This is a genomic window from Bacillus sp. SKDU12, assembly GCF_010093085.1.
Lineage (GTDB): Bacteria > Bacillota > Bacilli > Bacillales > Bacillaceae > Bacillus > Bacillus mexicanus.
Genome location: NZ_MSRC01000007.1, coordinates 121,692 through 146,551, shown reverse-complemented (window position 1 = coordinate 146,551; position 24,860 = coordinate 121,692). Strand labels below are relative to the sequence as shown.

The following is a 24,860-nucleotide window of genomic DNA, read 5'->3' as shown; positions in this document are numbered from 1 at the left end:
TGGACGCCATGAATAAAACAATATTGAAAGAGACTAGGCCGGACTTTCCATTAGAAAGAAAGACAGTGAATAAAATAAGCTGGCGGAAAAACGCAGTCGCATATATGTTCTTAGGGCCGGCGTTGCTTATTTTATTAATGTTTCTTGTGATTCCTTCCATCATGGCTGTGTACTACGCATTTACAGATTACTACTTATTGACGCCTGATTTGCGTAAGTTTATCGGCTTTGATAATTTCATCAAACTTTTTCAGGATCCGATATTCTTAAAAAGTTTGGGCAACACCATTACATTTGTTGTCTTTTTAATGCCGTTACAGATCGGGGCAGCACTCGGGCTTGCCCTCCTATTGAATAAAAAACGCAAAGCCAATGCTTTTTTCAAAGTCGCATACTTTAGTCCTGTCGTCATGTCACTGGTTGTCATCTCCGTTTTGTGGATGTACTTGCTGAATCCGAATGAAGGGATGATAAATAATGTATTGGCGCACTTCGGACTATCACCACAGCCTTTCTTGACGAGCCCTAAGCAAGCAATCTTTACGATCGTTGTCGTTTCCGCTTGGCAGGGAGCAGGTTTTCAAATGCTCATTTTTTTAGCTGGATTGCAAAATATTCCCGAGGATGTCTACGAGGCAGCGCAATTAGATGGTATGAATAAATGGCAGCGTTTTATTTACATTACACTACCTTTGTTAAAACCGACATCTGTTTTTATCTTTATCACAACGCTGATCAGCGCGTTTAAACTCCTTGTTCAGCCGATGGTTATGACTCAGGGCGGACCAGTCAATTCAACGATGACAGTTGTCTATTATATTTATCAAACTGGATTTACCGATCGAATGGTCGGATATGCAAGCTCGGTCGCGCTCTTGTTTGGAACGATTATTGGATTGGTGACACTCGCACAACGCAAGCTGGTTAAGGAGGATGAAGACCATTGAGACGTAAGTTCGGGCCATTGACAATTCTGGAGTATACGTGTCTTGTTTTGCTGGCCGTACTATTTATTTTTCCGCTCATTTGGATGATTGCATCTTCAATGAAACCGGAAGCGGAAATTTACAACAATATGAACAGCTTCAAAGCCTTCCTGCCCTCTCTTCATCTGGCAGAATGGTTTTCGTCCTATAGGGAAGTGCTGACTCGGTTTGATTTGCTTATGTATATTGGTAACAGTCTTTTTTATGGTTTGTGCGTAGCAGCTGGCTCTGTTGTGATTAACGGAATGGCAGGGTTTGCATTCGCCAAACTGCAATTTACAGGGAAAAAGATGCTCTTTGGCATTTTGTTGGCGCTTTTAATTGTACCGTTTGAAACAATTTTAATCTCACAGTTTACAATTATTCATAAAATTGGTCTGGTCGATACACGCCTTGCCGTTATTTTGCCAGCGTTAGCGGGTGCCTTCAATATTTATTTGTTCCGTAACTTTTTTATGGCCATTCCCGAGGAAATGATTGAATCTGCCAAGCTTGACGGGGCAAATACATGGCAAATCTTCTGGCGGATTATGATACCGATGTCTAAACCAGCTGTCGCTACTGTCGGAACCTTAGCCTTTATCGGCAGCTGGAATGATTATATTTGGCCGCTAATGGTTTTGACGGATAAGTCGAAATTTCCGATTCAAGTTGCGATTACTGCTATCAACAGCACAGAGCCTGTCTACACAAATCAAGTTATGGCTGTATTGACGATTTCCACCATCCCATTGATCTTGATTTATATTGTGGCTCAGCGCTACATTTTGGAAGGTCTTAGCGGTTCAGGGACTGGTATAAAATAGATATCAATGTCGGGTTAAAGGAGCTGTAGAAATGAAAGGCTCAAAAAGTCTGTATTGGAAACTGAGTGCTTATCTTTTCTTTTTCTTTTTCACATGGTCCTCAAGCTACTCTTTGTTTGCAATTTGGTTGGGACAGGAAGTCAAATTGAATGGATCGGCGACTGGGATTATCTTTTCTGTAAACGCTCTCTTTACTTTGTGCATGCAGCCTCTATACGGCTTTATCTCTGATAAACTCGGGCTGAAGAAAAACATACTATTTATCATTAGTATACTTATCGTTTTTACCGGTCCGTTTTATATCTTTATCTACGGACCTCTTTTACAATATGATGTCTTCCTTGGCGCTATTGTCGGCGGTATTTATCTAGGAACTGCTTTTCTTGCGGGAGTTGGCGCTATTGAAACCTATATTGAAAAGGTCAGCCGAAAATATCAGTTCGAATACGGCAAGACAAGGATGTGGGGGTCACTCGGCTGGGCCGCAGCAACTTTTTTTGCAGGACAGCTGTTCAATATCAATCCGAATATCAATTTCTGGATTGCTTCCCTTTCAGCAGTTATATTGGTAGCCATTATTATGTCCATAAAAATTGAGATGACGGATTATGATAAGGAAAGAGCGGATTCGATCCGGTTAAAAGACGTAGGAGGACTCTTTCTATTAAAAGACTTTTGGTTTTTAATGTTATACGTCATCGGGGTGACATGTGTATACGGCGTCTATGATCAGCAATTCCCGATTTACTACGCTTCTTTATTCCCCACATCGACTATGGGGAATCAGATATTTGGATATTTAAACTCATTTCAAGTATTTATTGAGGCAGGCATGTTGTTTCTGGCCCCCTTTATAGTGAATAGATTCGGCCCTAAAAAAAGCTTGATTCTCGCGGGGCTTTTGATGTCTTTCCGTATTATTGGGTCAGGCATTGTCATCAGTCCATTCGGAATTTCATCGATGAAACTTATTCATGCTTTAGAATTGCCAATCATGCTGATTGCGATTTTTAAATATTTAGCCGCGAATTTTGATACACGTCTTTCATCAATTCTTTACCTTGTCGGCTTTCAATTTGCAAATCAAGTAGGCACGTCGATTTTCTCCCCGATTGCGGGTGGTTTATACGATAATATAGGTTTTCGTCACACATATCTTTTCATGGGAACCCTGGTTCTGTGCTTCACAGTTATTTCAATTTTCACTTTACTAGATTCAAAGAAAGGCGTCGCATATGCTCACCCTTTTCAAAAAAAACAGATATAGAGAGGATGTCACAAATGGATAGAATCAAACAGGCAGAGAAAGCGTTGAAAAAAGCGGAAGAAAAGATGAACACTCGTTATCGATTGGGGTACCATATTATGCCTCGGGCTAACTGGATAAATGACCCGAACGGGCTTATACACTATAAAGGAGAATACCATGTTTTTTATCAGCATCATCCGTATGATGAGAATTGGGCACAAATGCATTGGGGCCATGCAAAAAGCAAAGATCTCATTCATTGGGAGCATCTCCCGGTGGCTTTGGCCCCTGGTGACTCTTTTGATAAAAGCGGCTGTTTCTCAGGAAGCGCGGTAGATTATAATGGAAAACTTGCTTTAATTTATACAGGGCATAATGTGATAGATCAAGAGAAAGACATTTTCTATCAAAATCAAAATATCGCTGTCAGTCAAGATGGGATCGTGTTTGAAAAGCTTCAGGAAAACCCTGTCATTGCGAAACCGCCGGCAGATAGCTCCCGCCATTTCCGCGATCCCAAAGTATGGAAGCATCGTAACAGCTGGTATATGGTCGTCGGAAATTCAACGAAAGAAAACGTCGGACGAGTTATTTTATACCGCTCGCCTAATTTGCGAGATTGGGAATACAAAGGTGTTCTTGCCCAAAGTGATGGAAATCTCGGCTATATGTGGGAATGTCCTGACTTCTTCAAATTGGGCAACAAATATGTCTTGCTGATTTCTCCTCAAGGCATTGAAGCAGACGGTGATTTATATAAGAATTTGCATCAAACCGGTTATTTAATTGGAGAATATGATGAGGCAACAAATGACTTTGTGTACGGGGCTTTTACAGAGCTGGATTACGGCCATGACTTCTATGCTGTACAAACGTTACTAGATGATAAAGGACGCAGAATTGCCATAGGCTGGATGGATATGTGGGAATCTGAGATGCCGACAAAAGCAGATGGATGGTGCGGTGCTTTGACATTGCCGAGAGAGTTAACATTGCGGGATGATCATAAAATTTTGATGAATCCTGTGGAAGAAACTAAGTTACTGAGAGAATCAAAACATCTGGATTGTGCTGATCAGTTGATCTCAGGGAATTACTTGGCAAAAACAGCCGAAGAGCTGCTTGAAATTCAAGTCGTGTATGACTTAACAGATTGTAATGCGAAATCAGTAGGTTTGAAGATTCGAGGCCTTGAAGAAGAAGAAACAGCTATCACATACAGCATAACTGATCAAAAGCTCTCACTCGATTGCTCTAAGATGGGGAAATCTCGAGACAGTGTGAGAAATGCGCCTCTAGAAGCAAATGGAAAGCTGACACTTCGTATATTTATTGACAGATCCTCGATTGAAGTATTCTCCAACCATGGGGAAACAACGATGACAAGCCGCATTTATCCGAAAGAAGGCCGATTGGGAATTGAGCTGTTTTCTGAGCAAGGCGCTGTAAGGCTTGAAGAGTTCACCTATTGGACTTTAAAAGACATTTGGAAGGAAGATGATTCGCATGAAAAAAATATTTTGCATAGGTGAAACACTGATTGATTTTATTCCCGTCCAAAAAGAAAAGGCTTTACAAGATGTCACATCCTTTGAACGCGTTGCCGGCGGTGCGCCGATGAATGCGGCAATCGCTGCTGCAAAATACGGTGCGCATGCCGTCATGCTGACGAAGATTGCTAACGATCATTTCGGGGATTATATAGTTGGCGTACTTAAAGAAAATGGCGTAGATACTTCTTATATGATTCAAAGTGATGAAGGCGAAACCGGATTGGCATTTGTATCCGTAGACCAGTCTGGGGAAAGGAGTTTCCATTTTTATCGAAAAAATGCCGCCGATTTGCTGCTTTCACCGGATGAGTTGATGTCAGAAAGGTTTAACCAAGGAGATATGCTTCACTTTTGTTCAATCGATTTAGTTGACAGCCCAATGAAACAAGCCCATATCAAAGTTATTAGGGACTTTCAAAACATTGGTGGCATCATAAGCTTTGACCCCAATATCAGGCTTCCTTTATGGCCTGATGAGGCAAGCTGCCGTGAAACCATTCAGAGGTTTTTACCTCTTGCGGATATCGTAAAAGTGTCCGATGAGGAGCTGAAGTTTATCTCAAATATTGATGACGAACAAGAAGCAGTCACATCGCTTTTCACCGGACGTGTTAACGTCGTTGTTCTGACAAAAGGAAGCAACGGTGCGGCGATTTATTTAAAAAATGGCGAGGCGTACAAACATAAAGGGTTTAAAGTCAATGTTTCGGATACAACCGGTGCGGGTGATGCCTTTATCGGCGGTTTTTTATCTGAGTTGATGTCAATCGGCATATCAAAGGCGACACTATGCGAACAAATAGGTAAACATCACCGGCGCTTGCTGACGTTTGCAAATGCAAGCGGAGCCCTCACTGCCTCTGTAAAAGGAGCAATTCACGCTGCACCAGGCAGACAGCATGTACTGGACTTTATTTCGGCAAAGACAGAAATCGAAGAAAAATAAGAATTTAGAAATAATCCACTCATATTATTAAAGAAGAGTGGATTATTTCTCTTGCGCCGTACCGACTCTTACAATCGTACATTATGAATACATAACTCGGACTCCGAGTTAACAAAAGACAGACAAAAGCAAGTCAATTTGTTAGAATTGACAATCAAACTACAGAAACCGAAGTCGTTAAACGAGGTAATTATTGAAAGAGTTACTTGGTTCATCAGAAGAAAATGTATATATGCAACCTGATATTGGGTTTTTATGGATATAACACTTATGTAGGTGATAACCTTTTTAGATGTATGTGGAGTCCGATTTGGTGATAATTGTATGCTTGGACCTAGTGTACAAATCTACTATACATTAGTTTATTTGGAATTCAGATAATCCAAGACACGGTCAACTCTTTCATTAACTGAATGATCGCCTTCAATTTTTAACACAGGACATGATAAATCTGACATCCAATGTTCGTGTAAAGCTTTACTTCTAACTTCCATTCCAGCATTATCATATAAAGAAGCCCACTCTAAAAATGTTTTTGATTGTTCATATTTACTGCCACCGGCTAACACTTCGTTTCCATAACGCTGAAATTCCCTTTGCCTTAATCTCTCAAGCCGTATATCTTGTGGAACCCATAAGAAGACGACAAGGTCAAAATAACTTTTTAGATCATCGCCCCAGCGACACACTGCACCAGAAAGAATCCATTTCTCATTTATTGTTAAGTCTTTTTCAAGCAACTTTCTTCTTTCAGGAATTTCTCTTTTTTTAGTGAATTTATCTATCCAATAGTAATCATCAGTATCAAAATGCATATGAGGCAAATGCTTTGATAATGCAACACCCAATGTTGAAGTTCCGACACCAGAGGCTCCTAATATGTGAATGTTTTTTTTCATAGTTCCCCCTCCTTATTAAGCAACCAAATTCCCTGTTTGTGCATAAGGGACTTACTATTATTTTGACATAAATCCTCAAAGACCTTTGCTTGTCTAGAGAAATCCAGATGTGTGTTTAAAGCATAATGCTTAGATATTACGCTGTTGTTTGAACCTGTTACAAGCTTCGCACTTAAACATAGCGGAATTTAAAACATATGCTTGGACAGCTGAAAAAGCCGAACTGTACATGGTATGCACTTTTGCATTCCAACTTCCATGTTACGTAATTTAATCTTTCTTACATATAATCACAGGCAATTGAAAATGCAGCTTAGTTATTTAAGGTATCTCCTTCGTTCGCTAAGAAACGTTTGAGCATTTATTACAGGAAGCTGGCTGAACATGTATTTAATCAAACAGTTACGGGAAATCTGCGCCCCCCCCTTTTGTAATGAATAATGAAATCCTCATGCATTTGCGCAAAAAGACGTCTCCCTTCATGATCCGATCGGGCAGGATAAGGAAGGGAATGAAAAAAGTCTGATCGACGTTTTGAAATCAGAAAATGAAGATATGATTGATACGATTCAGCTCAATATGGAGCTTGAAAAAGTAAAGCAATACATCGACATTTTAGATGACCGTGAGAAGGAAGTGATTGTCGGGCGCTTTGGGCTTGATTTGAAGAAGGAAAAAACGCAGCGTGAGATTGCCAAGGAACTCGGTATCTCGCGCAGCTATGTATCGCGGATTGAAAAACGGGCGCTGATGAAGATGTTTCATGAGTTTTATCGGGCGAAGAAGGAGAAGCGGAAGAAAACTAAGGGGAAATAATTAGGGAGCCGGATGACGATTCCGGCTTTCTTTATTTTATTCTTTTAAACGAAAACAAATAAAAAACACGACAGTTTGGAACTGACTCCACTCTTGTTTTGCTTTTCAAGGCTGAGCAAAACAAAAAAGCCTACTCTACTATGATATAAAACTCACCTTCTAATTCTTCTTGAGCCTCTTGTAACACTTCTAATGCAAGATCAGCGTATGAACCTAAAAACTTTTTACTGCACTCAAAATTCCTCCAGACTAAAGTTTGCGGCAATTCTATCCACCCTGTAAGGCAATCCCATAAAGCGTCTAAATTTCCCCCATAGTAATCTGGAAAATCTAATTTATTTTTTAAAGCATCGTGTAAAGCATCTTTATGTTCAGTGTCTTTTCCATCTATTATTATTTTTTTCATTAAAACTATGCCCTCCATCATTAATCGCAATCTTATTTCTTTTTACCGCCCCCTAGCTCAGAAGACGATCACTTTAACGAGCTATAAATCCCTTCCGTATACTTTGTGATGCCTTCATCGTAATCCGGATACTTATATCCAAGACTTTCTGATACAGCTTTTGAATATTTTCTAAATAATGCATAGCAAGTGAATAATGACTTCCACATTTGTTGATACCCATTCACAGAATATGTAGTCATTAGCTCCTCCCATTCTTTATTTGACATGTAACGTTTCATAAATTTATAGTTCTTCCCCATACTAAATGTATACCCTTGCTGGGATGCAATATGCCAAGCCATCATTCTCAATAAATTAGGACGTACAATTTCATTTAAATGGTCTATGGCAAAAAGGATTTCTTTTCTTGCTAATCCTTTTACTACGTATGTTGAAACCATCCAGAACTCATTACAGCAATCATCAAATTCCCTTGCCGTCGGCTTTTTGATCCAATACTGACGATCATTTGGGATCACTTTATTTGTGATGAAAGCATCCTTATCAAGCAACACCTCAACCAAACCATCATTCTTAGCAAAATATCCTTCCGCTTCATGAATTGGAATAAGGGTTAGATCCACTTTGTTGCCATCTTCAAAAAGAATGATGTATGAAAACCAATGATCTAATTCAGGAGGGAAAAGCTCCATATCTTCAGGTTTTTGCATCATTATTCGACTCCCAAAGAGTTCGAGCCACAGATCATTTTCCGTAAAAGAATCCATATCAGTGACAAAATACGAAATATCATAGTCTTGGAAGTGATCAGGGAGAATATTTTTGTTTGTACGTGAACCTTCCAAAGTAACCAAGCGTATTCTTTCATCATCCAAAGCAAAGTCTAAAAACATGTCCATCATTTCCTGTTCACTTCGCATTGTCGGTCTTCCTCCGTTCCACCCTTTTCTTTTTGCAGCGCAACTAGTTCTAACTCCATAACGGAAATATTAATCTCATTATGAAACAAATTCTTTTTGTTATCAATTATTGTCAGGAAATATTCTTAGCTGCATTTCAAACTTTTGTTTATCCTATCATTCCTAGTGACAAAGCATAATCGGATCAGTTGCGCCAAGAAAAAATGTGATGCCATTTATAGCAGCAAAAAGTTCTCTCTGTATGCTTCACCCTACTTTCGGGAAACGTAACGTTGATTAAAGGAGGTTAAAATACGATGGATCATCAAACATTAGCTGCTCACGAGGCTGTAGACTTACATGAAATCATTAACTTTAAAACACTTTGTATAGCGAAATCGAAATTAATGCAGGGGCTTGTATTTGACCAAGACCTTAAGGACTTCATGCAAAAAGATGTGCAGCAATCCATTCAAGACCTTACTGATTTACAAGCCGTTTACGAGCGCGCATCATTTCAGGCCCCTGTCCCTCAAAGCCGTCCAACGCCAATCATCAATTGAAAGGAAGGGAAACACTTTTGAACCAAGATCATTTAGACCCCATTAATTCTCTTAATGTGCCTGAACTTGCAGACACTACATTTGCGATGGATTTTCTTATTCGCGCAAAGGAAGGCGTGAGAAATACTGCTGTAGCCTTGACCGAAACTGCTTCACCAGATGTAAGAGCCTTGCTTCGGAAACAGCTCATGCAAGGAATCGCAACGCACCAAGAAATAACAGAACTGATGATAAGCAAAAAATGGTTCCATCCATATGAGCTGAGTGAACAATATAAGCTGGATCAGCTCTCTGCAAAAAACACGATTATGGTCGGCAACATGGATCTTTTTCCTGAAGAAACAAATCGAAAAGGGATGTTTGACCGGACACCTGATGAACATTAACACTGGAGGTTATACAGCATGAAGGCAGTAACGTATCAAGGCATTAAAAATGTTGTTGTCAAAGATGTTCCAGATCCAAAGATTGAAAAATCCGATGACATGATTGTAAAAGTCACAAGTACCGCCATCTGCGGGTCAGATTTACATTTAATCCATGGAATGATTCCCAATATGCAAGAAGACTATGTCATCGGCCATGAACCGATGGGAATCGTTGAAGAAGTTGGATCAGGGGTTACAAAGGTGAAAAAAGGCGACCGCGTTATTATTCCTTTTAACATCGCCTGCGGTGAATGCTTTTTCTGTAAAAACCAACTGGAAAGCCAATGCGATCAATCTAATGACAATGGGGATATGGGCGCCTATTTCGGCTACTCAGGGCAAACAGGCGGTTATCCAGGCGGGCAGGCTGAATATTTAAGAGTGCCCTTTGCGAATTTCACCCATTTTAAAATACCTGAAACTTGCGAGGAACCCGATGAGAAGCTAAGCGTGATATCCGATGCCATGACGACCGGCTTCTGGAGTGTTGACAACGCGGGGGTAAAAGATGGAGATACAGTTATCGTTCTCGGCTGCGGACCAGTCGGTCTGTTTGCTCAGAAATTTTGTTGGCTGAAGGGCGCAAAACGCGTCATAGCCGTTGACTATGTAAACTATCGCTTACAGCATGCCAAACGAACAAACAAAGTCGAAATCGTTAATTTTGAAGAACATGAACATACAGGGAGTTACTTGAAAGAGATCACCAAAGGCGGAGCGGATGTTGTCATTGACGCTGTTGGGATGGATGGGAAAATGAACGATCTAGAGTTCCTTGCCAGCGGATTAAAGCTTCATGGCGGAACGATGAGTGCATTGGTTATCGCTTCCCAAGCCGTTCGAAAAGGAGGAACCATCCAAATTACAGGAGTGTATGGCGGCAGATATAACGGTTTTCCGCTAGGTGATATCATGCAGCGAAATATCAATATACGCTCTGGACAAGCCCCCGTCATCCATTATATGCCATATATGTTTGAATTAGTATCAACAGGTAAAATTGATCCGGGCGATGTTGTAAGTCATGTCCTCCCGCTTAGTGAGGCCAAGCACGGCTATGACATTTTTGATACAAAAATGGATGATTGTATAAAAGTTGTGTTAAAACCTTAAAAAAACGGAGGTTACAGAAATGGAATACGCCTTACATGAAGTGCTTGAGGTTCAAGAAATGACAGCATTTAAAACACTTTGTTTAACGAAATCCAAAACAATGAAGGCGCTGGTATCTGATCCAAAGCTTAAAGAAATCATGCAGCAAGACGTTGACACCACTTCACGGCAGCTGCAGGAATTCGCCTCTATATTATCTAATGCAAAGCCTAACTGAGGAGATGAGTAAATCATGAACCCTATCATTGAACACCTGACCGGCATGAACGTTTTAACAGACCAAATCATTGCCATGGACTTATTAATTGCAGCAAAAAGCGGAGTCAGGAATTATGCGATGGCCGCAACGGAAGCTGGAACGCCTGAAGTAAAAGAGATCCTTACCCGCCACTTAGAGGAAGCTCTTGATATGCACGAGCAACTCTCAAGTTATATGATGAAAAAAGGCTGGTACCACCCTTGGAACACAGACGAACAAGTCAAATTGAATTTACAAAATATCGAAACTGCGATTCAGTTGCCAACCCTTTAAGATAAAATGATTGATTTGCTGAGGAACAGTCAAGTTGACTCCGGCTGTTGCTCAGCTGTTTTTTTTAAAATAGTTGAAGCGCCATGAGTCACCAAATACAGGATTCCTTCCCAGCTCGTCTTCTGCCGCTCGCAATACTTGTTTGACCTTTGTCCACTCCTTCAGCTCTTATTTGCATGTGAGTGCGAGTGCAACGCAAGAATGACTATCAAAGAAATAATCCGAGACCCTCAGCCTTGCTGGTTCACTTGTCGGCAATTGCAGAAACTTAAACTTCATCAGCATTGACAAAGCAGACAATGCACAGAACGTATCCTCCGAAGTAAAATCCATTATCAATTTGTAATTGATATTCCATATTGCACATCTCAAAAATGGGTTAGGCCTGACCAGCTTTTTACGGAGTAGAAATTCACGAAAAAAACGATCTCCATAAGCACATTTTTTGAAAAAAAGCGAATCCCCTTGTTATTCTATAGACATAGAAGGATATAGGAGGTTTTTGATATGAGTAAAAAAATTGCAGTTCTCGTTACAAACCAATTCGAAGATATCGAATATACGAGTCCGGTAAAAGCGTATCAGGAAGCTGGCCATAGTATCACAAACATTGATGTGGAGGCTGGTAAAGAAGTTACAGGTAAGCATGGAGAAAAAGTGAAAATCGATAAAGCCATCTCTGATGCGGATGCAAGTGAATTTGATGCGCTTTTAATTCCTGGCGGATTCTCCCCAGATTTGCTTCGCGCTGACGACCGTCCTGGTGAATTCGCGAAAGCATTTGTTGAAAATAAAAAACCTGTTTTCGCTATTTGCCACGGCCCGCAAGTGCTGATTGATACCGATCTTCTGAAAGACAAAGAGATTACAGGATATCGCAGCATTCGCAAAGATTTAATCAATGCCGGCGCAAACTACAAAGATGCAGAAGTCATCGTCAGCCACAACATTGTCACAAGCAGAACCCCCGATGATTTGGAAGCATTTAACCGCGAATCATTGAATTTGTTGAAATAACAAAAAGGCACAGGCCGCTTCGGTCTGTGCCTTTTTTCAACTTAAGACTCCTTGTTTACATTCTGAAAGACAGCAGTCGCATCCCACACATTCAAGCCAAATTGCCCTTTTGAGAATGAGGAATCATTCGCGTCGATCACAAGACGATCGTCTAAATAGATTTTAAAGTGATGGCCCTCGGCCTCCGTTTTCAGATGATACTTGCTATTTACCTTAATTGGCGTTTTGTATTCGGCAATAATAGAAGCAACGCCATTCTCAAGCTTAAAGAATTTCACTAAGTCATTTTTCGCATCCACGTTGGTGAGGTAACCATTTTTTCCGTATTTGTCAGAGCGAAACATAAGCGCCCCTGCTCCTCTCCCATTTCCATCCTTAATAGTAATATCTGATTCATAGGTAAAGTCAGACCCGGATGCTGAAGACAAAATAAAGGAATCACCGTCCGACCTCCCTTGTTTTCCCTCTATTGTGTCAGCCCACGTGCCATTTACTGCCGTCCAGCCAGTCACATTCGAGACAAAAGGTGATGTCCCCCACACCTTTTTCAAAGGATATATCGTTAACGATTTTAGCTTTATACCGCCCTTTACAGCATATAATTCAAGACCTTTGCTTGAGCGATCTGGAAGAATGATATCGGTTATGACCTGCTGCCCGTCATTTCCGAACATTTCAACTGAAGAGCGGTCAACAAACATACGCATCTTAATCTTTCCGTTTACTGGCTTCAGGGGAGCTGTTTGTTGTCCGGTATGAAAGGTTGGATTAAAGGTGACGTTCCCTGACTCGCTCCTGTCAACGAACAGTTTGCTGTTCTTTCGATCATACCCGACTTTTGTGAATTGATTTCTGCCAGTTCGAACTTTAAAACCAAATTCAGCAGCTGAACCTGGGCTCACTTGAAATTCTGCTTGTAACTCATACGCGTCTCCAGATAGGCCTCTTAACACATTTTGACTTGCGGACGATACGGTCTGATTTTTCCACTTCTTAGAATCCCCGCGAATGGCTTGCAGCTCCTTTACTGGCATTTGGACGATCTTAACGCCGTTAGTAAACGCTTTCAATTTTAGTTCTCTTGGAATGGATGCTGCACTTTTCCATGGGGAGGTAGGCACATCATTGGCGTATTGCCAATTGCTCATCCACCCTAACCACAGCCGCCGGCCATCTGAGGCTGGAATATCAGACCAGGATACAGCCGCATAAAAGTCTTTGCCGTAATCCGTCCAGAGAACTTTGTTTGACGGATTTTCGTTTTTAAAATGAGTTCCATCAAAATCTCCTACAAAATATTGCATGCCTGACCCTCCCGAAACCGCTCCGTTCCCGACACTGACCTGCATTACCCATTTTTTTCGATTTGATTTGCCGTCTACCGGAAGTTCAAACAAATCCGGGCACTCCCATACTCCCCCATGACTCCCTTGCCCCTGTCCAAACTCACTTACATACGTCCACTGCTTCAGATTTTTGGATGTATAAATGAGAATACGGTCACCGGCCGCGAGCACCATCACCCACTTATTTTCTTTTTCATACCAAAAAACTTTCGGGTCGCGAAAATCTTTTGCTCCCGGGTTTGGAATGACAGGATTGCCTGCATATTTTACCCACGTTCTTCCTTTATCATTGCTGTATGCGATGCTTTGCACTTGATGGCCTTCCCGATCCTGTGTATAGATTGCCACAAGCGGCTTCTCTTTGCCTGTTTGAAAACCGCTTGTGTTATTCGTGTCTACAACTGCGCTTCCAGAAAAGATCGTGCCTTTCTCATCCGGAGCCAGCGCAACAGGAAGGTGCTTCCACGTAACCAAATCTTTGCTTACGGCATGCCCCCAATGCATGGGCCCCCACTGAAGCCCATATGGATGGTATTGATAAAACAAGTGGTACTCTCCGGCATAATATACCATCCCGTTAGGATCATTCATCCAGTTAGCCTCCGGCGTGAAATGATATTGAGGACGGTGATCTTCATCATAGTAGCTTGGGTTGGCCGCCTTAACCGGAAATGCCATCGAAAACAGCAAAGTGAACATAATAATAACTTGGGAAAACCTCTTTTTCATTTGTTTCTTCGCTCCTCTCTTCATGCTTGAACACTTCGAAGAGAAACTGCTGTGCAAATTGATCTGCTGCTGGACATTCTCCTCTGTTTCGCTATTATCGAATCGTTGATATATGCAGTTTCTCTCTTCTTTCTTACCTTAAAACTTATGCTGAAATCCAGCCCAATCACTCTTTTACGCAGCATCCATGCCTCAATAATATTAACCCTAGAGGCAGCGCATCCGGCATAATGTGTCTAACGGTTTGGGCGTTCTTTTATCCTTTATTGTGAACAAAATGATTTCATTCCTTTCTTCACCAAATATTTTTTCAGGAGAAACTTAACATTTTGAAGAAGTGAATTATATTTTCAAAATTCAAAAATTAAATATTGTATTCTCTTAGATGATATAATATTCGGTAAAACTTTATTTATCTTTGGTTATTGGAGGAAGTTGACATTGACAGGCAATTCTACGAAAGACAATTTTGGACAACCCCAAAAATTGTCTAGAGGCCTTAAAAACAGGCATATACAATTAATGGCGATCGGTGGTGCAATCGGAACAGGCCTCTTCTTAGGATCGGGAAAATCCATCCACTTTGCAGGACCATCCATTTTATTTGCTTACTTGATCACTGGAGTCTTTTGCTTTTTCATTATGCGTTCGCTCGGAGAACTGCTCCTATCAAATACGGGATATCACTCTTTTGTTGATTTTGTAAGGGACTATTTAGGCAACATGGCAGCATATATCACCGGCTGGACCTACTGGTTTTGCTGGATTTCGCTGGCGATGGCTGATTTAACAGCGGTCGGTATTTATACGCAATATTGGATTCCCGATGTGCCTCAATGGCTGCCGGGCCTTATTGCGCTTATCATCCTGCTGACTATGAATCTTGCCACTGTTAAACTTTTCGGAGAATTAGAGTTCTGGTTTGCATTAATCAAAGTCATTGCCATACTGGCTCTTATCGTAACTGGTATTATCTTGATTGTGAAAGGTTTTTCCGCAGCTTCCGGCTCAGCAAGCCTTACAAACCTTTGGAGCCACGGCGGTATGTTTCCTAATGGATGGCATGGATTTATCCTCTCATTTCAAATGGTGGCCTTCGCTTTTGTGGGAATTGAGCTTGTTGGATTGACTGCAGGTGAAACCGAAAATCCGCAAAAAGTAATTCCTAAAGCCATCAATCAAATTCCTGCCCGGATTTTACTTTTTTATGTCGGTGCACTTTTTGTCATTATGTGTATCTATCCTTGGAACGTATTGGATCCAAATGAAAGCCCATTTGTTCAAGTATTTTCTGCTGTAGGTATTGTTGCGGCTGCCAGTATGATCAATTTTGTGGTTTTAACATCAGCGGCATCAGCTGCCAACAGTGCTTTATTCAGTACAAGCCGTATGGTCTATTCTCTTGCGAAAGATCATCATGCACCTGGGGCACTAAAAAAATTGACTTCATCTAACGTTCCAAGCAATGCCTTGTTTTTTTCCACTATCGCTATTCTGATTGGTGTTAGCCTGAATTATATAATGCCGGAACAAGTCTTTACACTGATTACTAGTGTTTCTACTATATGCTTCATATTCATTTGGGGCATTACGGTGATTTGCCATTTGAAATATCGAAAAACAAGACAGCAAGCTGCGAAGGAAATCAAATTCAAAATGCCTTTTTACCCATTATCCAACTACTTAACACTCGCATTTCTCGTGTTCATACTTGTCGTATTGGCACTGGCGAATGATACGCGTGTTGCTTTGTTTGTCACCCCGGTCTGGTTTCTTTTATTGATTGTGATGTATAAAATACAGACCATAAGAGGACATAAAATCAAATAATAACAAAAAGACAAGGAGTACACACTCCCTGTCTTTTTTTATGCGCCTGACATGAAATAAAATTGATATTACCGGAGTCTAGAAAACGCAAGTATCAGTTCAAACCAGTTTTGATACCAACAAATAACTAATATGATTCCATTTATTTTTTGAAAGCTTTCTGAAACTTCGAGTTTTCATCCATTTTTTCACGAAATCAATTATATAAATGAGAAAATGAAACCACAACACCGCTAACAAAGTAAAAAGTGGGGCAAAAATGATGAGCTGCTGGTTTATATTTTCGTTTAAATTGATAAATTAGGGCATGATTGTAAATAGACCAAAACAGTTTTAGGATTGAGAATGTTACTGAGTGACTCCTGCATAAAGGAAGTTTAATAATAACGTTTCGGAGGAGTACATTCTGTGGTTGTTGTTTGAGACTGCAAATCACCTATCAGAAATTGCTTTTGGCAAAAAATGTTGATTCCTAAATAAAAAGGTTTGGAGAAAATCTCATTCAGTTGCGGCGAAAATTTCTGCCCATTCAGATTTCAAAATACGCTATATTTGGGTAGATGTTTTTTCGACAAGCATTTCCCCTCCATTTGTCACGGATTGAGAAGTTTGGAACCCTGCTGTGATGAAATTATTTTTTCACACTCTGCTTCCCTTGAACAGCCAAATAGCTTTGTCAGCTACTTCTTTTGCTTGTACCATTTTGAAATAAAAACCTGATAGAGATCTATATAATCGATAGCCTATTCGGTCAATTAGTGAGTATGCAAGGATTCGACTGAGATACATTATGGTAAAAAACAAAAGAGATTTCTTTCCTCTGTATGTTTACCTAGAATTTAGAGTAGGGTAAGGAATATTGAAGGAGGAGGAGTAAGAATGGCGCCTCACACAGAAAATGAGATCAAAAAGGAATTCACTCAATACGAGCCTTTTTTCAAAAAACAATATAAGGTTCTTTATACAGTAAATGATTTTATCATTGGTGCTTTGTTTCTCATCGGGAGCTTTTTCTTTTTTTATGACCAATTAATGTCAGCAGGGATATGGCTGTTTGCGCTTGGAAGCTTCCTGCTGTTAATAAGGCCCACGATCCGGCTCATTCATGACTTTCATTACCGAAAACATTTGGAACACCAATTTAAACATCGACCTTCAAAAGATAGCTAATCTTGAGAAAAAGGCGAGAATAAAACACTCAAAATAAGACTTTAAGACTACTCAATTCAAAAAACAAGGTGAAAAATACTAAACTTTTGTCCTTGTGTGACGATATGAACAATAAGGCCGGTGCGATACTCCCTATAACATCCTTTTCAGTAGATTTCATTATCGTGCCGGTTTTCTCACATGCAAAATCATCCCGCCAAGCTGATGGCGGGATTTTATTTTTTACATACCTGTCCATACGTCTTTTACATAACGTTTTTGGGCTTGCAGCTTGATCAGCCAATCAGCTGATTCTTCTCGACTGGCTCCTTTTTCAGCTTCATAAGCGAGACGCAATGTATTCTCTACATCAGGAGCCATTTGCGATCCGTCACCGCAGATGTAAATGTGAGCCCCTTTTTCAATGAGTGATATCAATTCCTTCATATCTTGTTTGAGCAAATGCTGTACATATTCTTTTGGTGCGTTATCGACGCGTGAGTAGCATCGGCGGATTGTCACCAAACCATCCTGTTCCGCTTGATCCAGCTCTTGCCTGTAAAGATCATCATGATCCGGACACCGGCAGCCGAAGTATAAAAGAGCTTCACCAAGCGTGTTGCCTTCATTCTTTAAAACAGATCTTGCCTGAATAAAGCCTCTGAATGGCGCAATTCCTGTACCCGGTCCGACCATAATTATTGGTGTTTCAGGGTTATCAGGCATCTGGAATCCGGATTGCGGCGTTCGAATGAAGCAGGCTGCTGTATCACCTGTACCCAGCTCTGCTAAATAATTAGAAGCGACACCACGGTATTCACCTCGCCCGCTCCAAGCCGAAGCTTTAACAACACCTACTGTCATACTCACGATGTTGGCATGGACTTTCGGTGAGCTTGAAATGGAATAATATCTCGGTTTTAATGAAGGCAATAGCTCTAAAAATCGTTCAAACGGTATTTCGCAGGCAGGATAATCCTCTAAAAGATCAAGCATGGTGAGACGTTTTGCCAATACCTGCTCTTTGTAAATGCGATCCTCTGAAATGAGCATTTCAAGCTCTTTTTGATGCGGCGGACAGACTGTATATGAAGCCAGTTCCCGCAGCTGAAGCCGTGAAGCCGGCTCCTGAAGCTCCACATAGGATGCCAACAAATCTGCCACTTTGATTGGCCGATCCATCGGAAGATGAGCCATATGAGGGCTTCCGCTGATTTTGATTACATGGCTTGGCTGCAAATCGAATCGGTTGAGAACCCGCTGAACGAGCTTCTGGCTGTTTTTTGGCAATATGCCAATATGATCGCCTTCTTTATATGTGTTGCCGTCAGGAAGCTGCAATTCTATATGACGGGTGGAACGCTGGCTGTCCGCTGATTGAAGCTCGCGATTCTCCAAAATGAGCCCTTCAAACGCGCCATATGCTTTGGCAAGCGGCGTGTCCGTCGCTTCACTGAGAAAAGTAATCGATAAGGAAGACCTGTCTTTTTTCTCAGATACTTCGTTTATATCGAATGCCTCCATCGTTTCCTTCCAGAAGCGGTTTTCCCAAGACTCGCGATGGCTTTCAAAGTCATCGGCGGCATCGCCTTCCCCAATCGTTGTTAAACGTGATGCTCCCTTTGCTTCCATCATGTCATCTATGAGGCGGGGAATTCGCTGATACGTGCTGGCCCAGCTCCGATTTCCGCACCCGAACACCGCATAGGAAACCCCTTTCAATTGGCCTTCCTCAAGCTCATCCAGCCACTCTACAAAGCCGGCAGCATTATCAGGAGGAGTCCCATTATAAGAAGCGGTGACGATGATTACTGCGCCTTGTGTGGGAAGCTTGCCGATATAATCGTCCAGCGGCGCTGTTTCGGCTGTAAAGCCCATTTGGCGGCCGTAAGCAGCCAGTTCACCGGCTATTCCTTCCGCTGTTCCTAGATTTGAACCATAAAGAACGAGTAATGGTGTGCCGTGTTTGGATTTTGTTTCTTGCGGCTTTCGTTCTGTTTTGATATCAGCTTGTTCTTTTGTTCGCATATTGATTTCTGCTGTTTTCCGCGGTTTCACAGTGATTTTAAATTCATCCGGCTTGATCGTTAATGCCTCTTTGATTTTCAGTTCATACCCAGGATTGCTCATCAAATCAAAATGCTTCAATACAAGGCCGAGAACCATTGTGGCCTCTTGGAGAGCAAACTGCATACCGATACAAGCGCGCTGTCCGTTTCCAAACGGCTTATACGCATGGTGAGGAATACGCGAAGGGTCTTCAAATCGTTCCGGACGAAACTCTTCCGCATCCTCGCCCCATGCATCTTGATCCCGGTGCAGTTTCGGAATCAAAACGGTAACAGGCTGCCCTTTGCTGATTGGGTATTCCCCTCCTAAAACGGTATCTTCCTTCGCGTAGAGAGAAAAGGCTGGAGCTGTTGGGTACAGCCTGATTGTTTCATTTAAAACCATCCGAATGTATTTCAGCTGCTGAATTTGTTTATATTCCGGCGTGTCACCCGTTAATACCCGATCCGCTTCCTCCTGGGCTTTTTTCAGTTTTTCCGGATATGAAAGCAGACAGTAGATCGCAAATGAAAGCAAACCGCTTGTTGTTTCGTGCCCCGCAATTAAAAATGTGATGATTTGGTATCTGATGTTTTCATCATCCAGCGTTTCACCTGTTACAGGATCTTTGGCATAAAGCATGAGTGATAAAAGATCTTTAATATTTTCATCCGGATTCGCTTTTCGCTCCGCTATCATTCTATCAACCAGAGAGTTCATGTCTTCTATATCCTTTTGGAACTGCAGCTTCTTTTTCACCATCATCTTATCTTGCAGACCCAGTCTTTTCGATTGATTCATCGCTTCTTTTAAAGCACGAAGCATACTGGTGATAAACGGATGCTGAGAATCACGATAAAAGCTGTTGAATCGATAGTTAAACCCGCATAACCCGATTGTATCAAGCGTCAGACGAGTCATATCGTCCGCTACATCAATTTCTTCATTAGGATTAAGCCGGCTCCATTTCTGAATCAGCTGGGTTGCGATATCCAGCATCATAGAATGATAGCCTTTCATTGCTTTTTGACTGAAACTCGGCAGCAAAATGCGGTGGGCTTTTTGCCAATTCGGTTCATGTGACCAGCTAGTAAATAAGCCATCTCCGCCGAACTCGCGCACCTTTTGCAAGGCTTTACCAAGATTTTTATCAAAGCGGCTTTCATCACACACTTCGGCTACGAGATTGTGTCCGGACACAAAAACACTGGAAACCCCCGGAAAATCGAAACGGAAAATCGGTCCCAAGTCATCAGCTATCCGCCATAAAGATTGAGAAAGCTGTTCTTTTTCCAAATGCGGAAGGTTTTTTAAAGGTCCGTATGTTTTGGGCTGAGGTATTGCGCTTGCCTGTTTCACTAACACATCTTCCTTTCCTATTTTTGTGACGAATGGAGCTTAATGGCATCCCAGCAGCATTGTTCTAATTCAGTCATTAAACCTATGTCCATCTCGATGTCACCCGATTGGACAAGCTGATATATCTTCAGAAACGCCCCTAACACAATCGCAATTAACACATTAGAGGGCAAGCTGCGTATCACGCCTTCTGCTTTTCCCTTGTTAAAATAGTCATCAAGCATGTGAATCAGATTTTCTAACATGAATCTGCTTGTATCATTTAAGTAATGAGCGTCTTTCTTCGTTTCAAGGAAAAAAAGCGCGTAGTCACTCTCTTTCGTAAATTGAACAAGACAGCAAAATACGTGGTGAAAGCCCTCTCTGACTGGCAATTCTGAAAAATCCTGCTTTAGCTTTTCCGTAAAGCGCTGGATGCTTTCTTGAAACAATACGTTGACAAGTGTTTCTTTGCTTTCAAAATAACGGTAGATCGTTCCCGTTCCTACATGAGCACGCTCGGCTATCATAGGGATAGTGGCAGCATTAAATCCCCTTTCCGTAAAAAGCGAGACGGCCGCTTTCATAATCATGTCGTATTTACTGCTGGATGCGGATAACATGTAATGTGACAACCTCCGATTCATTTGCGGAATGAATATTCATTCCTTTTGTTCGTTATGATGTTTGATCTGTCTGATATCACCTCTTTATCTTTTCTTATATCCCTAGTTTATCTGAAAAAAACTTTTTTTAATATAAATTATATGTAAATAATTAAAAATTAAGAAAATATACCCAAATCATCAAATGAATGGACTGGATATATTTCCCGAGAAATGATTTTATTTAACAGCCACAATACAAAGACAGGAATCACACCTCATGACAGAAAGGTCCCTAAAATACTGATCTCTCAGCAGCTGAATATACATGTTCTTTTTCTCACCTATATTTCCATCAATACAGAGGTAAAAGCGGCCATCGATTTGAAGCACACGGTAAATTTCCCTTAAGGCAATCCTTATATCAGTGCAGCTCTGAACTGTATGTAAAGAAAACACTTTATTAAAGGTGCGGTCAGCAAAGGGAATGTTCTCAGGATAGCCATGAACAATCTCTCTTTTCCTCTTGTTCCTTCGATTTGCACGAGAAAGCTGCCTTACTTTTCGCTTTGAAGGGTCAATACTTTTTAAACTTCCCTTTTCCAGTCTCTCGTTTATGCTCTTAAAAACCTTGCCATTACTGATTCCAATTTCTAAAATTCTGTCATTTTCTTGTATGTTTATAAAGTCAATCATCATATACTCAATTGTTTTTGTTTGCTTATATTTCCGATAAAATAATTCCAAAAAATTTGATCGTTTATAAAGTTTATTTTCTAGCATTTTAAACACCTGCTTTTGGTTCTATGTTGATTTATTATATTTAAAAAATAAACAGTGTCTTCATATTGGATTGGGAATGAGATATCAACTAGACGGCAATGTGTTTAAGAATGTTTCAATAGAACTGAACTTTTTCGTTTCTCCCGCAAAAAAAGCAGAAAACAACATGTTTTCTGCCTAGATTTGTTGACAAAATGCTAAAATGGTTTTCATTTTAGCATTTTGTCATATTTTCAGCGTGATGGAATCCCTTTGAAGTTTAGAAGGTGATGACTGCGTTGTTTAGATAGAGTGTGTTTGGCATTTAGCCGCCCGTTTCTTTCCTCAGTCCTGACAATGAACGCAAGAAATTGTCGACCTGCCGAAAAGAAAATAACATGTTTTCTACTGCCAATGATAAGGGAACACATAAAGCCTTTGCTGCTGCATGGCCATCAGTCTTTGCTGACGAAATGGATTTCCATAACCATGTTTAAAGGAATGCGGCATAGAAGCATAGCCATGTCCAATCGACGGCAGTCTCTTTTGATCATTGTTCATCATGCCATCACCTGCCTTACTGTAATATTGATTTATCATATGCAGGCTGATCATTTCTTGACAGCCTCGCTAAACCTGGTCCTTCTCTATTGTATAATGCATTAATAGCTCCATTCTAAGCATATTTCATCTCCCCCTTCAGGTTTCTCATTGATTTAGATCCAGTTTGTTAAATAAAGATGCTTTAGCTGAGACTCTTTCATTTCATCATAAATCTGCTCAATCTGCTGTTCTCGTTCGAACTCTTCCGGTCTTTTAAACCGTTTGTTAATCGTTACTGTTAAAAAGAATAGGTTAATCGTCATATCGCTCACCCCCTTTCAAAGTCCACTTTCAGCGAAATAACCCGCGGCATTATCCTTTCTGCCGCGGGCAAATAAAAAACCGCAGACAAAAGAAGACACCAATGCCTCTACTGCCTGCGGGGAGCTGCGTATGTCCGACTATTCCAAATTTAACGCGTGCAATAAGCAACGGTTAAGGAAGGACACGAACTCTTCCACAGGCTGAATGAACGATGAATACCACATACAGGTCGACGTCGTTGTCTCATTGTCATTTTGTTCAGCCTCCTTTGCTTTTTTCTTCCTTTGTAAGTATATCCACCAAATTATATTTTGTAAACATATTTTACTAAAAATGGACGGAAATTGTATGGATCATCAGATCAATTTGTCCTACAGTTATGATACTTGTTTCATTTCTTTTCTAGAGCGATCTTTTTTATGATATGCGATAAAATAAATGAGACCGACAAAGATCGCTCCGCCGATGACATTTCCGATAAAAGCCGGAATAATGTTGCCGAGGAACTGCCCCCATGTGAACGAACCTGCAAAAATAGCAGCAGGTATCACAAACATGTTGGCGACAACGTGCTGAAATCCAATTGCCACAAAAGCCATAACCGGGAACCAGATGCCGAGGATTTTCCCTGCTCCGTCTTGAGCGCCAAACGAAAGCCATACCGCAAGACATACAAGCCAGTTACAGCCGATACCGGAAACGAGAACTTTGCCGAAGCTCATATCAAGCTTTCCTTGCGCAACAGCGACCGTTTTTTCTAAATAAGGCCCTGTTTCAGTCAATCCAACCAAATGCCCGAAAAAGTAAGCAACAAACAATGCGCCGATTAAGTTCATCATCGTGATGATTCCCCAGTTAATCGCCAATTCTTTTACTGATATTTTTCTCGAAAATAAAGCCATTGCCACTGACATCATATTGCCTGTGATCAGTTCACCGCCAGCGAGAACCACAAGGACCAGACCGACGGGAAATACTGCAGCTCCGATCAAGCTGGACAGACTCCCCCATTCTTTCGGAAGATCACCGATGACCCTGATATCAAGCAAGTAACCAAGCGCGATAAATGCGCCTCCTAAAAATCCGAGCACAAGCAGAGATGACAGCGGGAGCTTTATTTTTTTCACTCCTGCTTCAATTGCTATATCCGCAATTTCATCCGGTTTACGAAAAGCCATATTAGAACGCCTCCATTATTTCTTCTTTTCCTCAGTCATGACAGAAAGGCAATAAAAAAGACAGCACTCAAATAACCCGTACCAAACAGGCGTTTGAATGCTGCCTAATTTGTATGCATACCCATACAACAATATCAAGCAGAATGTAAGATTTTGAAAGAGAATATATACAGTTCTTGCATACATTCCATCGCTTTAAGCCTTCTATAACTGTAGCAACATCATATCAAATGTGACAAATTTGTGTCAACGACGAATTTGCTAGTTTTGCAGAGCTTCTTTTTGCTCATCTACTTTTTGGTCAAAGACAAACACAGATACAGCGATATTTTCCTCAATTTTAATATCTGAAAACAAATGAACAAGCTTTGCGCCAATCAGTTCCTCCATTCCTTCCGGTGTTTGTTTAGAATAAAGGTCTTGAATCAAGCTTGTCCGGGCCGCATGCACCATTTCTCTTCCTTCAGGTGTGCGGGCGATAAACTGCTCGCTTGCACTCAGGTTTCCGTACAGTGTTGATACTGCCATATTTTCTACAAATACAGTATGAATCCTTTCAGGCCCTTTTCCGAACAATTCTTTGCGAAGTTTTCGTATAATATCATTGAACTCATGAATTTTTTTTGACAAGCCGATTACCCCTTCCGATATTGCTTACAAAAGCTTTTCCCAATTCCCCTTAGGACATTTCACTTGGTTAAAATTTTCATACTATATTGTATTATAATAAATATCACTTTATAATAAAAGCAGTATTGATGGATTTGTAATAGGTTCTTGTTATGAGTCTA

The 24,860-nt window shown here is 40.9% G+C and carries 24 protein-coding genes and 3 pseudogenes; 15 read left to right on the top strand and 12 right to left on the bottom strand.

What is annotated here, in order from left to right; all coding sequences use genetic code 11:
- Positions 1-8 precede the first annotated feature (8 nt).
- Genes BTW01_RS07150 through BTW01_RS07130 form a run of 5 tightly spaced genes read left to right on the top strand, consistent with a single transcriptional unit; the run spans position 9 to position 5,540 of the window.
- A complete protein-coding gene (locus BTW01_RS07150) occupies positions 9-947 on the top strand; it encodes a carbohydrate ABC transporter permease (RefSeq protein WP_162102328.1) in 939 nt (312 codons plus the stop codon).
- A complete protein-coding gene (locus BTW01_RS07145; RefSeq protein WP_162102327.1) occupies positions 944-1,792 on the top strand; it encodes a carbohydrate ABC transporter permease in 849 nt (282 codons plus the stop codon). The genes BTW01_RS07150 and BTW01_RS07145 overlap by 4 nt, the downstream gene beginning before the upstream one ends.
- Before the next feature lie 31 nt (positions 1,793-1,823).
- Positions 1,824-3,059, top strand: a complete 1,236-nt coding sequence (locus tag BTW01_RS07140; RefSeq protein ID WP_162102326.1) for an MFS transporter — start codon at positions 1,824-1,826, stop codon at positions 3,057-3,059.
- Between the two features lie 14 nt (positions 3,060-3,073).
- Positions 3,074-4,573 (top strand): glycoside hydrolase family 32 protein, encoded by a 1,500-nt coding sequence (locus BTW01_RS07135; protein ID WP_162102325.1) that lies wholly within the window; start codon positions 3,074-3,076, stop codon positions 4,571-4,573.
- Positions 4,548-5,540, top strand: coding sequence for a carbohydrate kinase family protein (locus tag BTW01_RS07130; protein ID WP_202923593.1), 993 nt, complete (start codon positions 4,548-4,550; stop codon positions 5,538-5,540). The genes BTW01_RS07135 and BTW01_RS07130 overlap by 26 nt, the downstream gene beginning before the upstream one ends.
- 362 nt (positions 5,541-5,902) lie before the next feature.
- On the opposite strand, the gene BTW01_RS07125 is transcribed toward BTW01_RS07130, so the two are convergent.
- Complete coding sequence (locus tag BTW01_RS07125; RefSeq protein WP_162102323.1) at positions 5,903-6,439, bottom strand: AAA family ATPase; 537 nt, start codon at positions 6,437-6,439, stop codon at positions 5,903-5,905.
- 129 nt (positions 6,440-6,568) lie between these two features.
- Between BTW01_RS07125 and BTW01_RS07120 the strand changes: the two are divergent.
- Both BTW01_RS07120 and BTW01_RS07115 read left to right on the top strand, forming a co-directional pair.
- Positions 6,569-6,873 (top strand): annotated as a pseudogene (locus BTW01_RS07120) (ImmA/IrrE family metallo-endopeptidase); the annotation flags it as partial.
- Positions 6,873-7,255, top strand: a pseudogene (locus BTW01_RS07115) (sigma-70 family RNA polymerase sigma factor); the annotation flags it as partial. The pseudogenes BTW01_RS07120 and BTW01_RS07115, both read left to right, overlap by 1 nt.
- Positions 7,256-7,385: 130 nt before the next feature.
- Here BTW01_RS07115 and BTW01_RS07110 read toward each other — a convergent pair.
- Positions 7,386-7,661, bottom strand: a complete 276-nt coding sequence (locus BTW01_RS07110) for a barstar family protein (protein WP_162102322.1) — start codon at positions 7,659-7,661, stop codon at positions 7,386-7,388.
- Between the two features lie 68 nt (positions 7,662-7,729).
- Positions 7,730-8,584 carry an aminoglycoside 6-adenylyltransferase AadK gene (gene aadK, locus BTW01_RS07105; RefSeq protein WP_162102321.1) on the bottom strand — a complete coding sequence of 285 codons (855 nt, stop codon included), beginning with the start codon at positions 8,582-8,584 and terminating at the stop codon, positions 7,730-7,732.
- 296 nt (positions 8,585-8,880) lie between these two features.
- Here aadK and BTW01_RS07100 point away from each other — a divergent pair, with 296 nt between their 5' ends.
- From BTW01_RS07100 to BTW01_RS07075, 6 genes are all read left to right on the top strand, one after another.
- Entirely contained in the window at positions 8,881-9,126 is a 246-nt protein-coding gene (locus BTW01_RS07100) for a spore gernimation protein GerQ (RefSeq protein ID WP_162102320.1), read from the top strand.
- A gap of 17 nt (positions 9,127-9,143) precedes the next feature.
- Positions 9,144-9,512, top strand: coding sequence for a spore coat protein (locus tag BTW01_RS07095; RefSeq protein ID WP_162102319.1), 369 nt, complete (start codon positions 9,144-9,146; stop codon positions 9,510-9,512).
- 18 nt (positions 9,513-9,530) lie between these two features.
- Complete coding sequence (locus BTW01_RS07090; RefSeq protein WP_162102318.1) at positions 9,531-10,667, top strand: zinc-dependent alcohol dehydrogenase; 1,137 nt, start codon at positions 9,531-9,533, stop codon at positions 10,665-10,667.
- A gap of 19 nt (positions 10,668-10,686) precedes the next feature.
- Positions 10,687-10,884, top strand: coding sequence for a hypothetical protein (locus BTW01_RS07085; RefSeq protein WP_162102317.1), 198 nt, complete (start codon positions 10,687-10,689; stop codon positions 10,882-10,884).
- 15 nt (positions 10,885-10,899) lie between these two features.
- The gene (locus BTW01_RS07080) at positions 10,900-11,199 is read left to right on the top strand and encodes a spore coat protein (RefSeq protein ID WP_162102316.1); all 300 of its coding nucleotides are present in this window, start codon (positions 10,900-10,902) and stop codon (positions 11,197-11,199) included.
- A 507-nt stretch (positions 11,200-11,706) separates the two neighbouring features.
- Positions 11,707-12,216, top strand: a complete 510-nt coding sequence (locus BTW01_RS07075; RefSeq protein ID WP_162102315.1) for a type 1 glutamine amidotransferase domain-containing protein — start codon at positions 11,707-11,709, stop codon at positions 12,214-12,216.
- A 41-nt stretch (positions 12,217-12,257) separates the two neighbouring features.
- On the opposite strand, the gene BTW01_RS07070 is transcribed toward BTW01_RS07075, so the two are convergent.
- Positions 12,258-14,291, bottom strand: coding sequence for a GH32 C-terminal domain-containing protein (locus BTW01_RS07070; RefSeq protein ID WP_162102314.1), 2,034 nt, complete (start codon positions 14,289-14,291; stop codon positions 12,258-12,260).
- Between the two features lie 441 nt (positions 14,292-14,732).
- On the opposite strand from BTW01_RS07070, the gene BTW01_RS07065 reads away from it, so the two are divergent.
- Complete coding sequence (locus BTW01_RS07065) at positions 14,733-16,121, top strand: amino acid permease (protein WP_162102313.1); 1,389 nt, start codon at positions 14,733-14,735, stop codon at positions 16,119-16,121.
- A 94-nt stretch (positions 16,122-16,215) separates the two neighbouring features.
- Here the strand turns inward: BTW01_RS07065 and BTW01_RS18415 are convergent.
- Positions 16,216-16,600: pseudogene (locus BTW01_RS18415) on the bottom strand (LysE family transporter); the annotation flags it as partial.
- A 400-nt stretch (positions 16,601-17,000) separates the two neighbouring features.
- On the opposite strand from BTW01_RS18415, the gene BTW01_RS07060 reads away from it, so the two are divergent.
- Entirely contained in the window at positions 17,001-17,291 is a 291-nt protein-coding gene (locus BTW01_RS07060) for a YrhK family protein (RefSeq protein ID WP_162102312.1), read from the top strand.
- Between the two features lie 222 nt (positions 17,292-17,513).
- Here the strand turns inward: BTW01_RS07060 and cypB are convergent, their stop codons facing one another.
- The 7 genes from cypB to BTW01_RS07025 form a co-directional block, all read right to left on the bottom strand.
- The gene (gene cypB / locus BTW01_RS07055) at positions 17,514-20,678 is read right to left on the bottom strand and encodes a bifunctional cytochrome P450/NADPH--P450 reductase CypB (RefSeq protein ID WP_162102311.1); all 3,165 of its coding nucleotides are present in this window, start codon (positions 20,676-20,678) and stop codon (positions 17,514-17,516) included.
- A 17-nt stretch (positions 20,679-20,695) separates the two neighbouring features.
- Complete coding sequence (locus BTW01_RS07050; protein ID WP_162102803.1) at positions 20,696-21,280, bottom strand: TetR/AcrR family transcriptional regulator; 585 nt, start codon at positions 21,278-21,280, stop codon at positions 20,696-20,698.
- A gap of 222 nt (positions 21,281-21,502) precedes the next feature.
- On the bottom strand, positions 21,503-22,045 hold the full coding sequence (locus BTW01_RS07045; RefSeq protein WP_162102310.1) for a class I SAM-dependent methyltransferase: 543 nt from the start codon (positions 22,043-22,045) through the stop codon (positions 21,503-21,505).
- A 384-nt stretch (positions 22,046-22,429) separates the two neighbouring features.
- The gene (locus BTW01_RS07040; RefSeq protein WP_162102309.1) at positions 22,430-22,588 is read right to left on the bottom strand and encodes a hypothetical protein; all 159 of its coding nucleotides are present in this window, start codon (positions 22,586-22,588) and stop codon (positions 22,430-22,432) included.
- Positions 22,589-22,740: 152 nt separating this feature from the next.
- Positions 22,741-22,890: a YrzI family small protein gene (locus tag BTW01_RS07035; RefSeq protein ID WP_162102308.1), complete on the bottom strand. Its 150-nt coding sequence runs from the start codon at positions 22,888-22,890 to the stop codon at positions 22,741-22,743.
- A 378-nt stretch (positions 22,891-23,268) separates the two neighbouring features.
- Positions 23,269-24,069: a formate/nitrite transporter family protein gene (locus BTW01_RS07030; RefSeq protein ID WP_162102307.1), complete on the bottom strand. Its 801-nt coding sequence runs from the start codon at positions 24,067-24,069 to the stop codon at positions 23,269-23,271.
- A gap of 261 nt (positions 24,070-24,330) precedes the next feature.
- The gene (locus BTW01_RS07025) at positions 24,331-24,699 is read right to left on the bottom strand and encodes a DUF2294 domain-containing protein (protein ID WP_162102306.1); all 369 of its coding nucleotides are present in this window, start codon (positions 24,697-24,699) and stop codon (positions 24,331-24,333) included.
- Between the last annotated feature and the right edge of the window lie 161 nt (positions 24,700-24,860).

Coding starts and splice junctions, on each gene's coding strand:
- BTW01_RS07150 (WP_162102328.1), top strand. CDS start 9: ATGAATAAAACAATATTGAAAGAGACTAGGCCGGACTTTCCATTAGAA.
- BTW01_RS07140 (WP_162102326.1), top strand. CDS start 1,824: ATGAAAGGCTCAAAAAGTCTGTATTGGAAACTGAGTGCTTATCTTTTC.
- BTW01_RS07135 (WP_162102325.1), top strand. CDS start 3,074: ATGGATAGAATCAAACAGGCAGAGAAAGCGTTGAAAAAAGCGGAAGAA.
- BTW01_RS07130 (WP_202923593.1), top strand. CDS start 4,548: ATGAAAAAAATATTTTGCATAGGTGAAACACTGATTGATTTTATTCCC.
- BTW01_RS07125 (WP_162102323.1), bottom strand. CDS start 6,439: ATGAAAAAAAACATTCACATATTAGGAGCCTCTGGTGTCGGAACTTCA.
- BTW01_RS07110 (WP_162102322.1), bottom strand. CDS start 7,661: ATGAAAAAAATAATAATAGATGGAAAAGACACTGAACATAAAGATGCT.
- aadK (WP_162102321.1), bottom strand. CDS start 8,584: ATGCGAAGTGAACAGGAAATGATGGACATGTTTTTAGACTTTGCTTTG.
- BTW01_RS07100 (WP_162102320.1), top strand. CDS start 8,881: ATGGATCATCAAACATTAGCTGCTCACGAGGCTGTAGACTTACATGAA.
- BTW01_RS07090 (WP_162102318.1), top strand. CDS start 9,531: ATGAAGGCAGTAACGTATCAAGGCATTAAAAATGTTGTTGTCAAAGAT.
- BTW01_RS07085 (WP_162102317.1), top strand. CDS start 10,687: ATGGAATACGCCTTACATGAAGTGCTTGAGGTTCAAGAAATGACAGCA.
- BTW01_RS07080 (WP_162102316.1), top strand. CDS start 10,900: ATGAACCCTATCATTGAACACCTGACCGGCATGAACGTTTTAACAGAC.
- BTW01_RS07075 (WP_162102315.1), top strand. CDS start 11,707: ATGAGTAAAAAAATTGCAGTTCTCGTTACAAACCAATTCGAAGATATC.
- BTW01_RS07070 (WP_162102314.1), bottom strand. CDS start 14,291: ATGAAAAAGAGGTTTTCCCAAGTTATTATTATGTTCACTTTGCTGTTT.
- BTW01_RS07060 (WP_162102312.1), top strand. CDS start 17,001: ATGGCGCCTCACACAGAAAATGAGATCAAAAAGGAATTCACTCAATAC.
- BTW01_RS07050 (WP_162102803.1), bottom strand. CDS start 21,280: ATGTTATCCGCATCCAGCAGTAAATACGACATGATTATGAAAGCGGCC.
- BTW01_RS07045 (WP_162102310.1), bottom strand. CDS start 22,045: ATGCTAGAAAATAAACTTTATAAACGATCAAATTTTTTGGAATTATTT.
- BTW01_RS07040 (WP_162102309.1), bottom strand. CDS start 22,588: ATGATGAACAATGATCAAAAGAGACTGCCGTCGATTGGACATGGCTAT.
- BTW01_RS07035 (WP_162102308.1), bottom strand. CDS start 22,890: ATGACGATTAACCTATTCTTTTTAACAGTAACGATTAACAAACGGTTT.
- BTW01_RS07030 (WP_162102307.1), bottom strand. CDS start 24,069: ATGGCTTTTCGTAAACCGGATGAAATTGCGGATATAGCAATTGAAGCA.